Origin of the sequence: Dorea sp. 210702-DFI.3.125 (assembly GCF_020560945.1) — a bacterium.
Classification (GTDB): Bacteria; Bacillota; Clostridia; order Lachnospirales; family Lachnospiraceae; genus Dorea; species Dorea formicigenerans.
In genome coordinates this window covers 14,218-29,369 of the sequence record NZ_JAJCNF010000006.1, presented here as the reverse complement: position 1 = coordinate 29,369, position 15,152 = coordinate 14,218, and the positions used below count along the sequence as shown (strand labels likewise).

Annotated in this window: 11 protein-coding genes and 2 riboswitches; all 11 genes read right to left on the bottom strand. The window is 40.1% G+C overall.

Annotated elements, in window-relative coordinates; all coding sequences use genetic code 11:
- Positions 1-143: 143 nt before the first annotated feature.
- Positions 144-354, bottom strand: a riboswitch (cobalamin riboswitch).
- A gap of 131 nt (positions 355-485) precedes the next feature.
- Positions 486-1,439, bottom strand: a complete 954-nt coding sequence (locus tag LI164_RS04535; protein WP_227086786.1) for an Rpn family recombination-promoting nuclease/putative transposase — start codon at positions 1,437-1,439, stop codon at positions 486-488.
- Positions 1,440-1,805: 366 nt separating this feature from the next.
- On the bottom strand, positions 1,806-2,675 hold the full coding sequence (locus tag LI164_RS04530) for a uroporphyrinogen decarboxylase family protein (protein ID WP_147567541.1): 870 nt from the start codon (positions 2,673-2,675) through the stop codon (positions 1,806-1,808).
- A gap of 86 nt (positions 2,676-2,761) precedes the next feature.
- Positions 2,762-4,567 carry an ASKHA domain-containing protein gene (locus tag LI164_RS04525; protein ID WP_227086785.1) on the bottom strand — a complete coding sequence of 602 codons (1,806 nt, stop codon included), beginning with the start codon at positions 4,565-4,567 and terminating at the stop codon, positions 2,762-2,764.
- Positions 4,560-5,582, bottom strand: a complete 1,023-nt coding sequence (locus tag LI164_RS04520; RefSeq protein WP_005334161.1) for a methylcobamide--CoM methyltransferase — start codon at positions 5,580-5,582, stop codon at positions 4,560-4,562. Before LI164_RS04520 ends, LI164_RS04525 begins: the two co-directional genes overlap by 8 nt.
- 102 nt (positions 5,583-5,684) lie before the next feature.
- Positions 5,685-6,335 (bottom strand): corrinoid protein, encoded by a 651-nt coding sequence (locus tag LI164_RS04515; protein ID WP_117613073.1) that lies wholly within the window; start codon positions 6,333-6,335, stop codon positions 5,685-5,687.
- Positions 6,336-6,513: 178 nt separating this feature from the next.
- Complete coding sequence (locus tag LI164_RS04510) at positions 6,514-7,854, bottom strand: VWA-like domain-containing protein (RefSeq protein ID WP_227086784.1); 1,341 nt, start codon at positions 7,852-7,854, stop codon at positions 6,514-6,516.
- A gap of 5 nt (positions 7,855-7,859) precedes the next feature.
- On the bottom strand, positions 7,860-9,371 hold the full coding sequence (locus LI164_RS04505; protein WP_227086783.1) for an ATP-binding protein: 1,512 nt from the start codon (positions 9,369-9,371) through the stop codon (positions 7,860-7,862).
- Positions 9,372-9,376: 5 nt separating this feature from the next.
- Positions 9,377-11,113, bottom strand: a complete 1,737-nt coding sequence (locus tag LI164_RS04500; protein WP_227086782.1) for a leucine-rich repeat protein — start codon at positions 11,111-11,113, stop codon at positions 9,377-9,379.
- A gap of 64 nt (positions 11,114-11,177) precedes the next feature.
- Positions 11,178-12,248 carry a uroporphyrinogen decarboxylase family protein gene (locus LI164_RS04495; RefSeq protein ID WP_005334172.1) on the bottom strand — a complete coding sequence of 357 codons (1,071 nt, stop codon included), beginning with the start codon at positions 12,246-12,248 and terminating at the stop codon, positions 11,178-11,180.
- A 166-nt stretch (positions 12,249-12,414) separates the two neighbouring features.
- A riboswitch (cobalamin riboswitch) is annotated at positions 12,415-12,624 on the bottom strand.
- A gap of 179 nt (positions 12,625-12,803) precedes the next feature.
- Positions 12,804-14,027, bottom strand: coding sequence for a dicarboxylate/amino acid:cation symporter (locus LI164_RS04490; protein ID WP_005334178.1), 1,224 nt, complete (start codon positions 14,025-14,027; stop codon positions 12,804-12,806).
- A 357-nt stretch (positions 14,028-14,384) separates the two neighbouring features.
- Positions 14,385-15,077: a DUF1638 domain-containing protein gene (locus tag LI164_RS04485; protein ID WP_117657513.1), complete on the bottom strand. Its 693-nt coding sequence runs from the start codon at positions 15,075-15,077 to the stop codon at positions 14,385-14,387.
- Positions 15,078-15,152 lie beyond the last annotated feature (75 nt).

Below are 15,152 nucleotides of genomic sequence, written 5' to 3'. Positions count from 1 at the left end.
CCTTATTTTGTTTTTACCTTGTAGTTTGGGAATTATCATGAAAATAATTGTACGACAAAGAGAAATCTTCTACTTCCTGATGTAAAAGATTTCTTACTTTTTATATTTCGGCACAATCAATTACTCGTGATCTGGAATTATCATTCCATGTACCAACGATCGGCAGGTTTCCTGACTTGTAAATCTTACATAGAATCTCCTTCCCAGTCTCCCAGTGGATGTCTAACACAACCTCAGATTCTGTGCTAATACATGATCTATGTATTCACTCACAGTGACGAGTTCGTACAGGTCTTGCACCTGTTTCCCTTTTACCTGTCTTCTAAAAACAGCACCGAACGTTCTTCATAATTTTCCATAACAAATATAACATTTAGACTTGAGAAAGTCAATGAAACCGGGGTTTTATTACAATTCATTATACTTCAGTGGCATGCTTAAAAAGCTTTCACAGGATTTCTCCCATAGAAGCTTCTTTTTTCAATTTATACGCCAAATTCCTCATACAATTTCTTACGATATTCCAAATCCTCCAACGCCTTAATACTATCTTCCTGACGATTCTGCTTTGAAAGCTTCATTAATAAATTGGCAAGCCGTTCTTCCCCTATACGTTCTCCTTCTTTTCTTCCTTCCGCTCTTCCTTCTATTCTTCCTTCTATTCTTCCTTCTATTCTTCCTTCCTCTCTTCCTCGTATTCTCCCTTCTCTTAAACCTCGCTCTGTTGCCTCTTCTCTTACCAGTCTTTCTCGTTCTTCCATCTTCATATACTCGACCTCCACACTTGTACTTGTTTTTATCTCCTGTATACTCTCATGCAGACGGCGAAGTCTTTCATCACATTCCTCTGGAAGTCCATGTTCATTACTCTCAGTAATATAATGAAGAAAATCCACTAATTCTTTCGATACTTCATCTTCATTTTCCCCTTTTGTACTGAGAAATAATTTTGTAACCTCATCTCCAAGTAATAAATCTGGCTGTTCCTTGCAGCGACTTTCAAACGTATAGCAATACTTCTTCATTCCATATGGATCATAGTCACAAATTACAATAATAAACAGCGGTTTTAGCTTATCAAAACCTTTTTCACCGCTTTTCAACATTGGTGCGTCCATCAATGCCTGATAGAATCTGGTTCGTTTTGGAATATTTCCTTCCTTCCGATTCTGCATCTCTACATCAAAAACGCGACCATCTTCAGATTCTGCGACAAAATCCATTCGGATTCCACGTTTTCCCGGAATATTGTGAATAACCTTCTGACCTTCTTTCCACTTGAGGCTTTTTAATCGCAAACCAGTAGATAATTCGATAATTGTCTTGCAATTTTCCAGTTCCGCGGTTGCCACATCAAATAGAAAATCGTCCGTGAGATTCATCTCCTTTAATGGCTTCCATCTGTCTTCCTGCATGATTAAGTTTTCGGTTCTCTCCATACACTTTTCTCCTTGTATTATACCATTTATAGTTATTTTTTCAAACATGGAATATCGGACGAATCTGTCCGTATGATCAGAGCAGAACTGCTCTTAAATTAACTTGATCTTTTTCGAATGTTTGAAGTGGGTATATCATAACATATTCAACATCTTCTATACAATCAATTATTGCTTAAACTTTTCTTAAATCTGTAGAACTTTTTATAAATGTAATTTTTACATGCCGTTTTGTTTCATTAGATATACAGATGTAAATAGATTTATAAATTCGTCCGATTTATCAAGAAAGGACAGCCATGTGTTTTTTCACATCGGCTGTCCTTTTGACATTTCATAAATATGCTGTTAAACAAAAGCCACTGACTACAATAGCTTTACTTCTTTAAAAATCCCATGATTCAGCTGATAGCCAACATTCTTAATACACATCTGTCCGGCAAAATGTGCTTTTCCGATCATATGAATGCAGGCCTGTGCATATCCGATTGGCTCTTCTAACTGATGGTCCACAAACTTCGCTTTTTCTGTTCCAATAAGAGCAAGCGTCGTTTTCGGGCAGAGCAGAATCATAGTCTTATCATCGGCAAGCTGCTCTACTTTCTTCAAGAATGGGTACGTAAAATTCACCGTAACAGCTTCCATCATCTTCGGTCCCAGAATATTCACTCCGCCAGAAGAATCTGCATAGCTGATCAAATCTCCCCCGTACTCTTTCACCAGTTCCATATATTTCAAAATCTGATCTCCCAGTTTCCAGAAGACCTTTTCCATCACTTCCGGTTTTTTTCGCATTCCCTTGAACACATATCTTGCATCGATCAGCACATTGAGAATTGTAAATGGTCCTGCCACTTCGAATACAACATGTTCTCCTTCTTCACGAAGTTTTTTACATGCAAGAAGAGTCTCTTGAATTCGTCCTTTCGTGAAATCCATGTCCGGCAGATTTAATATTTCTTCTACATCTGTACAGACATATCCTCCAGCTCTCGGACCTGCAATCTCATTTCCAAGATTTATAATTCCTCCCATAGCCTCTGCCTCTAATGTATGGCAAAATGGAAGTTCACATATAACTGCTTTATCTTTCTCTTTCAACATTTTTGAAAGAGTCACCATTGTATCACAGTGTGTATATGCATCTGGAAATGTTAGTCCCAGTCCTTCTGTCACTTCTGAACGAATTCCTGCTGAATTATCATATGTACAATTAAAATCTTTTATATCTCCCATATTTTTAACATTACCTCTTCGCATAACCAAGATTGAATTTCCTCGCTTTATTCGGGTACTTCCTATCTCATTCGTTTCTTCAATTTTTAGTGAACTTCCGGAAACATAAGACAATCGGCAAACAATCTCTCATAGCCTTCTGTTGCACCAAGTTCCATATAATCCATATGATGAGCCAGTTCTTCCATCTCGCGCTTCACCTGACCGGATAAGAGCGCCATATAAGCCCCGGTCTTGGAAGAGTTACCGACATAGACAAGTTTATCTTTCACTTCTGCCGGAAGAATTCCTGTTCCAATAAGGCTGTCTGCCGGAAGATGTGCTCCAAATTGTCCTGCGATCATAACCTTGTCAAGCTCACTCATCTCTTTTCCTGCCTTCTTAAGAAGTGCATAGAATCCAGACAGAATGGCTCCTTTAGCAAGCTGTACCTGACGGACATCTCCCTGAGTGATCTTAAGGTCTTCCGTCATCTTGAACTGACGTTTGATACCATCCATTTCAATCATTGGGTAACGATAATCTGTCTCTTCCAGATTCTTCAACTTGATAAATGCGCCGTCTTTTCTTACAAGTCCGGTTCTTACCAGTTCTTTTACCACTGCCAGAATACCACTTCCACAGACACCGATTGGATCGGCATTGCCGATAATTTTCAGCTTCACGCCATCTTCCTTAATTTCAACATCTTCAATAGCTCCCTCTGCCGCACGCATACCTGAGCTGATGTTCATACCTTCCAGTGCCGGACCTGCGGCACAGGAACAGGAAAGTAATCTTCCATGATCTGAAAATACAATCTCTCCATTCGTTCCGATATCAATAAACAGAACATTTTCATCTGCTTTATGAAGCTCACAGACATAAGCTCCTGCCACAATATCTGCTCCGATATAAGATGATACTGACGGCAGACAATAAAGTCTTGCCCCCCTGGATGCATAAATACCAATCTCCTCTGCTTCAATATCCTTTGCCTTTACAAACATTGGTGCATACGGTGATTTTCCAATGGACAGTGCATCTACACCAAGAAGCATATGCATCATCGTACAGTTCGCTCCTACAGAGACCTCGTAAATCTGTTCTTTCTTCACTCCGGTCTGTCCACAGACATCTGCGATCATCTCATTGATGGAAGCAACAATTGCTTCCTTAAGTGCCTGTACCCCCTCCTTGGGATGCTCCATCTCATAAGTAATACGAGTCAGGACATCCAGCCCAAAATGCTTCTGTGCATTGATCATAGAGGAATCTGCCAGTTCTTTTCCGGTCAGCATATCAATCAGTGCTGTAACAACGGTTGTTGTTCCGATATCTATTGCGATTCCATACATAGAATCTGTAGTATCTCCCTCTTCCAGATCCATCAGCACTTTTTTGCCATCTTTTTCACGATGGATAACTGCCGTGTAACTTCCTTCTTTGAAATAGAATCCACGCAATACAGAAAATGGAAATTCCACATCCGAAAGCTGTTCTTTAATCTGATCTTCAAATGGTGTCTGGTCTGTCAAAAGCGGCTTATGTATATTCACGACCTGTTTGACAATATCCAAGTCTTTTTCAAATTTTGGCACATATCCTTTTGATAGAACCTCATGCTTGCGCTCTTTCTGCATCAGCTCTACTTCCAGATCACACTGTGGATGAACCATACAGGAAAGACGCACACCACTTTTTACTTCTTCTGGTTTTAAGAAACGTAATTCTGTAGAAGATACTTCCCCTACTTCTCCTGATACGATGCGTACTTTACACTTTCCGCATACTCCTTTTCCATTACACGGATTATCAATAAATATGTTCTGCGCCAGCAAGATTTCCAGAAGGCTTGCTCCCGGTTCATAATCGTATTGCTTGCCAGACTGAACGACACGTAATTTATACATTAGCTGCTTCCTCCATAATTCCATGACGGATTGCCTGGATATTGGTCAGTGGTGACTTCGTTCCAAGTCCGCATGCCGGAGAAATGATATTAGAACCGTCTCTCCAACATTTTACTGCAAGCTGCTCTACCTTCTCAGGCTGTCCAAACTCCAGCGTCCATGTACTGACATTTCCCATCAGAGCGTGCTTTTTTAAATGTTCGCGTGCCTCACGCATAGATACGCAGGAATCGAAACTAAGTACGTCAGAATGTATCAGTTCTGCCTGCGGATATACATTTTTCATCTGTCCGCAAATATGCATGATTTTTCCCATGGTTTCTTTCTGAAGAGCATCCCAGATCATATTATTATATTTGACCGTATACTCCTCAAAAAGCTTCGGTCCCAAAATTTCTCCTGTTCCACTTGGATCGGAAATTGCAATTATATCTGCGCCGGCATCAATCTGTGCTCTTGCAAACTTTATGATCTCATCAGTCACAAACTGCATGTAACGGTGTGCTTCTTCTTTTTTCTTACGAAGCTCTTTATAAAAAATAACCGGCTCCATAACGGAACTTGCTGTGCTGACCGGTCCCGTAATATTTCCGATAATCGGTACATCTAAGTTTCTGGATTTCAGAATACGGATTGCATCCAGTACAACCTTTGCTCTCCCTTCCTCCATACTCATCGGTGTAATAGTCTCCCACTCTGTGACCGAATTGATCGCATATCCCGTTACATGCGGCTCATAAATCTTACTACCCATAGTCACCTGAGCCCCCATAGCTTCTGCCTCAATCGTCATGCAGAATGGAACACCTACATTTTCAAAGCAACCTTTTTCATAATTAGCTTCTGCCAGATCTGCCATCATTCTGGCATTCAGATGTGCCTCCGGCCAACTTACATTTGCCTCATCCATCAGATCTGTCGTTATCATATTCATCATTCCACCGGGACAGATACATGGCGGTCTGTCTGTCGGCTCCTGATGCATGGCTTTCCTAATTCGTTCTTTTGCATCCATAAATCCCCAGCTCCTTTTTCGAATTCTTATTCGGATTCTTTTATATTTAGCCTGGCCTATACCTTTTCAGACCGTTTCCAATACAGCTTTTGTCTTTTCTATCTAGGCAATTCCTGTCAGCTCTTTCGCAACTTTTACAGCTTCAACCGCATTCACAGAATATCCCTCTGCTCCGATATCGTCCGCAAATTTTTTGGAAATCGGGCTTCCTCCGACCATAACTTTAAACTTATCACGGATTCCCTGGTCTTTTAATTTCTCTATAACTGTCTGCATTCCACCCATAGTTGTCGTCATCAGTGTGGACATACAGATCAGATCTGCATCTACCTCTTTTGCCTTCTCAATAAACTGGTCAAGCGGAACATCTCGTCCAAGATCATACATCTCGAATCCTGCTGTCTCCATCATAATCTTTACCAGGTTTTTACCGATGTCATGAGTATCTCCTTCCACAACACCAATAACTGCTTTTTTCTTCGCCTGATCATCTGTATTTTCCAGATACGGACGAAGTACATCCAGTCCCGCATACATTGCATCCGAGCAAAGGAGTACATCTGTTACAAAATACTCTTCTGCATCGTAAAGCTCACTGGCCTTATTCATACCATCTACAAGACCTTCCATAATTCCGTCAAACGCCGGATATCCGGCCTCAATATATTCTTTCGCAACTTCTACGACTTCCTCATCTTCCATCTCTACTACACACTCTGATAATTTTGCTAATAATTCTTCTTTAGATGCCATACTATAAATCCTCCATAATCTAAATTTTTATTTTGTTAGAAAATACCTCATAGCCCGCAAGCTGTTTTTTCCTGACATTCTCATCTCTTGACGTGTTTTATCTTGATATATTTTAACATTAATTACACATATCTTCAAATTGAGCACTTCCATATATTCGTACAGACATTTATCCATTCTATATGTCATCCATCAGATAACGAATCGCCCAAGCCGGCACTTTCGGAATCTCATCCAAAACTTCACTATCATATATAAACGCCACTGGATACTCCGGTTTTTTTCTCGGATAAACACCCATTCCATCTGTAAAATACAGCATTCCATTCAAGTTCGTAAGTTCTCCGTTTTTTTGAAGTTCTTCTATATACTCAAATGCCGGTCTGAAATCAGTTCCTCCCCGGCCATAAAGTGTCAAGTCTTCCATCACCTGCTCCAGTTCTTTCTCTGATGTAATCTTCACATCCTTCTGAACCAACGCATCACACTGGATCAGATGGAAATTCACTCTGTCTTCGCTTTTCTGCCCACTTTTTAATATCTGGTACGTTTTTTCCAGAAATCTCCGAAGTTTTTCTTCCTCCACTGACCCTGAAGTATCAATCACAGTCACAAATGTTTTCACTACCCGGACATCCTTGTACTCCAACGGCTCGATCAGCGGCATATTTCCATACAGTTGCATTCCATAAGTATAGAAATTATAATCAAATTCCTCATCATTGATCTTCATACATTCCCCAAGCCTGGTAAACTTTCTTAAGAATGCACTATAGTCCTGCTTCTTTCTGTTCGCAAGCTTTAAATTCACCAAAAAATCACCGGTTTCACCACTCCGGCTTTTCATAAATGTCTCAAGATCCACCTGAATCTTTTTCGCAGCCTGCTTCCACAGCTCTTCCAATTTTTGATTTGAGAACATGACCTCCCGGTTCTGATTCACCTGCCCTGATTTCACCTGGATTACATCATTCCTGTTTTTTGTTTCGGGATACCAGAAGCTATGGTCATCCCGACGGAAAATTTTCTCCAGCCAGTCTATTTCTGACTCTTTTGTCTTTTTCAGATATCCATAAATCTTTTCCGCATTCATAAGTCCCACATTTTTCCGGATGCGGTCAAGTTCCAGCTTTTCATCTGCCCCGGCACTAATGTCTGCAAAGTCCAGTTTCCAGCTTTCGATGATATATTCTGTTGCCATATCGCATGCAAGATCCCATTTTCTTTGCTCGATCTGCGGATTTACAAAGAAATGTCTGAATATTCCATGCACAACTAAATGCAAATACATTCTGCTGACGAAACCTTTCTCTTTTTGATATGCTCTCAGTACATATTCTGGATTATAGTAAAGATTTTTTCCATCTGTTCCCATACCATATGAACGATTACGCATACATTTAGAGGGACTCTCCGTCAGCATCCGAATTGCCGGTTCCAGAAACCTCATATTGACCAACGTTCTCTGTCTGCTAAAGTTCAGAACTTCTGAAGCCACTTTTATTATTTCCACACACATAAATATTACACCTGATCAAGCTCCAGATTTTGAATCTGATCCATAAGATTTTTCTGTCTCTCGTAGAACATCAAATTCTTATTATGTTTAAAATACTCCCGACATCCATACTGACTGATAAATCTGGCCGTATATTCATTTTCCGTAAGTTCTGTCACAAGTACAAGAATCTCCTGTCCTTCTTCAAACACATCTTCACAAAAGTAAAATGAGTTGGACAGACAGCCCGATGCTTTTCTTGTCTGCTCTTGAAAGCTTTCTGTCAACTGTGCAAAATAATCTCTGAGAATTACAAAATCTCTTTCATCCGGAGTCCGTATGCCTGCTTTTTTCCGGCATTCTTCCAGATAAACAAGCACACGGTCATCTTCCCACACCTGGGCACGGGATAAATTACCGGCACGTTTTTTCTGTTTTTCTTGTTCCATTAAACATTCTTTTTGTTGTTCGATACAAGAAACAAGGTCTCGGCCTTTTTCCACATCTGCTTTTATCTTTTTCAGGCAATCCCCAAATACAAACAATGCATTTTGCATCTCCATTGTCTCTTTAACAGTATCCGTAATTCCATCCATCAAAAGACCAAGGAAAGAAATCCTCTCATCAAAAGATGCTTTCATCGCCCTCTGTCTTACTTGCTCTGATGGAATGCCAAATAAGATACGGTCCACCTGATAATCATTTTTATATTTTTTGAACAAATCATAATAAATTGCAAAGTCACGGGCAATCTGCTCGTCCTGCACGTACTGGCTGATCAGATTCAGATCCACAGGCAGATTCTTCTTTTCACTCAGACACATGATCTGACTTAAATCTTCCCAACCTCTTGCTGTCACAAAATGCTTTCCATCCACTGTATTTTCCACGGAATAAAATGCATCTTTCTTCAGATCCAGATAAGTCAGGATTGCCGGGTGCATCCCCTGCTCATAAGCATATGTTTTCCAGACACTATAATCAGGCTCTACATCCATTCTCTTTACGCGGTCCCAGGACGCAATATCGAATTCCCTCACAGAATGATTGTATTCTGGCGGATTCCCTGCTGTTACGATAATCCAGCCCTCAGGCACTTTGTGCTGTCCAAATGTCTTGTACTGTAAGAACTGAAGCATCGCCGGCGCCAAAGTCTCAGATACACAATTGATCTCATCTAGAAAAAGAATTCCTTCACATATTCCCGTGTCCTCCATCACTTCATAAACCGCTGCAATAATCTCACTCATCGTATACTCAGATACCTGAAATTTTTCTCCGCCATACTCCTTTTCTACAATGTATGGAAGTCCCAGTGCACTCTGCCTTGTGTGATGTGTCATCGTGTAAGACACAAGTGCTACTCCAAGTTCCTGCGCAACCTGCTCCATAATTGCAGTTTTACCGATTCCCGGCGCTCCCATCAAAAATACCGGGCGCTGCTTTTCTGTCGGAATTATATATCTGCCTTTTTCATCCTTTTCCAGGTACAATTTTACCGCATGTTCAATCTGCTCTTTTGCTTCCCTAATATTCATAAATATTATGACAACGCTGCCAGAAGCTGATCAAGCTGGCTGCCCGTCTCCTCCTTTTTATCCTCATTTTGGATTTCATCCTGATAATTCAACAGCATGCTGCGGATCTCCATATCGGACTTTTGCAGTGACTGATCCAGAAGTCTGTTCACTGCCTGTTCCGCCAATAAATTGTAATGAATGAAAAACTGTAATAACTTTTTATTTTTTAATAAAAGGACTTCATAGGAACTCCGGTTTTCTTTCAGATCCTTCACATAAGAATCAAGGATTTCACTTCTTACATCTCCCTGTTCTACCAGGTAATCTGCAAGTCCTGCTGCCGCCCACATTCTCCATTCTTTTGCAAATCTCGTAATCCTCATATTCGGTGCAATGATTTCTTCCATATCATAGCAAGTTGTCCACATATCCCAGTCCTGAAACACTTCTTCATCCACCGGGTTTCCTTCTATATACACTCGTTTTAATGCAGAACATTGTGAAAAGATGCCTTTGCCAAACTCTGTCACCCGTTTTGGGAAATGAAGTTCTTTTAAATTCGTACACCGGTAAAACACCTTGCGTTCTACCACCTCCAGTCCTTTTGGCAAATGTACTTTCTCCAGACTGACACAAGTCACAAAAGCACCTTCTTCAATTCGCTTCACACTCTCCGGTAAATCCACCTGTTCCAGTGCTGCGCACCCGGAAAATGCATGAGCCCCAATCACTTCTGTATCATGCGGCAGTATTACTTCCCGCAGTTTTCCACAATCATTAAATGTATCATGCGGAATCTCCACCAGATGTTCTGGAAACTTCACTTTTTTTAACATCCTGCAATAACGGAATGCACTGTGCCCAAGTTTCTGCAAATTCTCCGGTAATTCTATATATTCCAGAGGTGTTCCGCTGAAAGCATAGATGTCGATTGTTTTTATGCTTTCCGGTAAATGTATCTTTTTGATTCCACTCCCCTGAAAGGCATGCTTTCCAATTCGTTCCACTGAATCTGGCAAATGCACTTCCTGCACTTCCATGCAATACTCAAAAGCACTGTCTGCAATGATCCGGATACCATCCGGCACTTCTACAAATGCGTCAGCTCCAAGATATTTTATAAGCGTATCTCCTTCTATCTGAAGATTTTGATCTACGTTTCCGGATTCCATTACACTTTTTAATACTTCCCGTGCATTTTCACTTTTCAACGCTTTCGTATTCAGTCGTTCCAGCGCTTTCCAGCCTTCTTCTATTTCCTCCAATTCCACATCGTCTGAATCAATATTGTTGACCAGAATTACATCTGCATGTTCAATCTGGTCTACATAAAATTCTCCCAGTCCGGAGGCATATGCCTCCACCATGCCAATGTCTACAACTGTAACATTCGGTCCGATCATCATCTCAAGATGGTCCTTCTCTTTTAGTTGCGTACATACTTTCACGACATCGGACAGTTTTCCAAATCCAGATGCTTCTATAAAAATTCTGTCCGGACAATCTTCCATGGCAATCCGGCGCATCTTTTCTTCAAACTCAAGTGCCATCCCACAACAAATGCAGCCCTCACCGATTTCTTCATAAATCAAGCTGCCTTCTGCATTTTCCCGGTCAACTGCCTGTGCACCAAAATCATTTTGAATTACCGCAGTCTTTCCCTTTACCTGTTCTATACATTGATTTAAGAATGTTGTTTTTCCGGATCCCCGAAATCCAGATATGATCTGAACAACCATGTCCTGTTTATCTACCTCCATCAGATTAGTTTTCTGATTTTATATCTTTTTATTCAAATTGGGCAGATTCTCTTTCCGACACATTTTATTCAAAGTTCTTAGGATCTAATGGCCACTTTCCATACTTTCTTGCTGCATTCATAAAAGCTTCAATATTCTCCAATTTTACCTGACCGGAAAGATCACATCCAGAGGCAAGAATATAACCATTCGGTGAATCCCATGCTTTCTGCAAACACCTCTTTACAGCTGCATCCATTTCTTCCTTTGTTCCCTGAATAAAATAGTCGACCGGTGCCACATTTCCAAGAATCGGCATCTTCTGCCCTGCTGTATTTTTTACATGCTCCAAATCAACGACATTGTCCACACTGATCATATCACTTCCTGCATCTGCCATGTCATCAATTGTTTTGGTCGTATCCCCACATATATGATAGCAGACCATTCCTCCTGCATCATGAATTGCCTGATTTACTTTTTTTGCATACGGAAGCACAAACTCCTGATACTGACTCTTTCTCAAGATTGTGCCAGAAGCGAGTGGATCACATTGTAGGATCAATACCCCTTCTTGAATGAACTCTTTATAAATATCGATAAGACAATCTGTTGTAAACTGCACAAGTCTGTGAACCTTTTCTGGTGATTTCCTCATGGCACGGAACAGCTTCTCTGCTGGATAACAGCTTGTGGCAGCTGTATATGGTCCAGTAATCAGAACCCCGACCGGTACTTCATCACCAATTTCTTCTTTTACAATGTGGCATGCCTCCAGACAATGTCTTAGGTGCGGATCATTTTCTTTTTTCAGACGTTCCGGATCCAGCTTGTCAATATCATCCAAACTTTCAAGCGGATACGTTGCGATTGCAGGTGTCTGAAACTCCGGATCATTGGTCGTTCCCCCAAGCCCAACTCCTACCATGTGAAGCCCGTATTCAATGACTGCAAGGTCATTACCAAATCTTTTGTACGCTTCAATCTGACACTTTGCCTCATTCTCCGGTGAGCTTCTTTTCTCGCGATGAGTCATCCCACATACATCGCCTGACATAGATACTATGACCGGCATTGCAAGCATTCGATCCATCGATTGTCCTGTCATAAAAGCATTCAGTCTTTGATTCGGTGTCATCTGGTCTAATTCGTGCATAAATCTCCTCCTCGTATTATACATGCAAACAATAAGTTTCTCAATATTCTCCCTGGATTTTATACACTATAACTTCTATCACTGTCATGAACGATCAGTATAAAATATTTTTCCACTAAAAAAGGCAGGGAAAATAAAACGAAGTGTCTGTTCTTTTCCCTACCGAAAATCCCAATTCCTATATAGCAGGTTTCCTGGCTTGATTTCATCCTCTGCTTTCCTCTTCCCGGCTTATATTACTGCTGTTCTGTTGCAGATATAAATACCAGTGACTCCGTTGAAGCTTCGTCCATCTTACAGTAGAATAGGCTGCCCTGGATTCTCACCAGATTCCCTTTTAAATGTCAAATCCATCACTAATATAGTCTTCTGCATCCAGTATAATTATTAAGCACGCTTATTTCAAATAAATAATATTGATATATCTACCCAATTATCGTTTTTTCAAATAAAATACACTCAGTCTTCATGGAATTCCTAAAAAGAATAAACTCATAAAAACCAAGTGTACATAATTAAGAATGGCTCTACATTCCTACTTGCGAAACTACATACTTATTTTTTTCTTAATGCTTTCTTTTTCTCAAGATTTGTGACAACCATGCAGCAGCTTGCATCACCTGTGATGTTTACTGTTGTACGTCCCATATCAAAGATACGATCCACTCCAGCTACAAGAGCGATTCCATCTACTGGAAGTCCTACAGATGTAAGTACCATTGCCAGCATAACCATTCCAGATCCCGGCACACCTGCTGTTCCGATAGATGCCAGTGTTGCTGTCAGGATAATCGTCAGCATCTGTGGAAGTGTCAGGTTGATTCCATAACAGGACGCGATAAAGATTGCACATACTCCCTGATAAATTGCAGTTCCGTCCATGTTAATTGTTGCTCCAAGCGGAAGCACAAATGAAGTCACTTCTTTTGATGCTCCCATGTTCTCTACACACTCCATATTGATTGGAAGTGTTCCTACGGAAGAAGCACTGGAAAATGCAAACATCATTGCCGGAAGCATTCCTTTAAAGAATGCGATCGGACTCATACCGCCCATTGTCTTTACTGCTAATGAATATACAACAACTGCATGTATAATGTAGCAGACATACGCTGCTAAAAGCACCATTGCCAGTGAACCGATGATCATCGGACCATTTACTGCAATAACCGGGCACAACAGACAGAATACTCCGATTGGAGATAATCTTAAGATCATCTCCATACATTTCATAAACATATCATTCAGATCATTACACCCCTGAATCAAACGTGGATTTTTCTCCGGTCCAATCAGAATAATCGCAAATCCGAACAATACTGACATCACAATTACCTGAAGCATATTGGACTCAGACATCGGTGCAATAAAATTGGATGGGAAAATATTCACAATTGTATCCATAAATGATACCGACTCTGCTGCTTCATAAGTCAAGTCTGTTGTTGCAACGACCGGGAACATTCCTTTGAACAGATTTCCTCCAATCAATCCAAATGTGATTGCAAATGCGGTTGTACACATATAGTATACAACGGTCTTTAAACCAATTGCTCCTACTTTTTTAATATCCTGCATGGAGATAATCCCACACATAATGGAGAATAATACGATTGGAACTACGATGAACTTTACAAGGTTCAGGAAAATTGTTCCAAACGGCTTAATGTAACTCTCTGCAAATTCTGCATGACTCTGCATCAGAAGTCCTACTACAATTGCAAGAATCAACGCGATAAAAATCTGCATTGCCAAGGACATTTTTTTCTTTTGTTTCATGATTTTAACCTCTCTTTACTTGATTTCATTTCCCCGTTATATTTTACCCCAAAAAAGCACTGTCATAAGACAATGCCTATTCTCTGATATAAAATTATATCATACCTTATTCTGATTCATCAACCAGTTTTTTGCAAGTTCATGTGGAAAATTATGCATTTTTTGATTGGTTGGGGACGTAGCAAACTTTCAAAATACTACGTCCCCAACTGCAAAACACGGTGTCCCTTTTTTGCCTCAAAATATCATTTTTGCATTTTTGTCGCTTCATTTGCACAAATTACATACCTTTCTTGAATTGGGAACATAGTAAAACTCCAAAAAACTACGCCTCAATCTTTCAATATGGTGTCCATTTTACACGACATATGTTGTATGCAATGACTCTTTGTTTGTCATTCCAAAATCTTCTTCTGTCATTACACCTCCCTTTTCAATAATCAAAAATTGGTCATCCCATTTCCCAGACACTAATTTTTCTAATATAATATTACTTCCCGGCACATATTGATATGGCACATTTATAATTGCAGACTCCCTTTTTGCACGCTCTACATATTCTTTTGAATAACAATCATAAACACCTGTATCCACAATATCTACACTCTTGTAAGCATCAAACCAGACTTTCATAACTCTTTTGGCTCTTCTTTCACCATACTTTAAAACCAAATCTTGTTCCATCTGTTCAATAGACATCAAATCTCTGTTTTCAGTCAAATAAAAATGTCCGACTTCTTTTAGGTTGTAATGAAACTTTTCGTCCGTATGCATTAAAAGTGTAATACAATCATCAACTTTTGGCATAATTGTCCGCCTTGGAAAAGTCCATCCTACTGATGCCCCTCCACAAACTCCCAGTCCCAAAAGCACGGTGTCTATTTCCTCCGGAAGTTGTTCCATGGCAAGAAATGCCAACTGCCAGAATTTTTCCGGTCTGCTATGCTTGGAATTATCCAGTTCAATAATGGGATAATTTGTATTCATTTTTTTCTGTGCTGCTTTCACATGATTTGTAAGTGTGGAGCAGACTATTATAGCAGCATTCATATAATCTTCCTTATACTTTTTATATTTCTATATATTAAAAAAAGGCAGAGTAAAAACAGCGTAACCGCTGTTCTT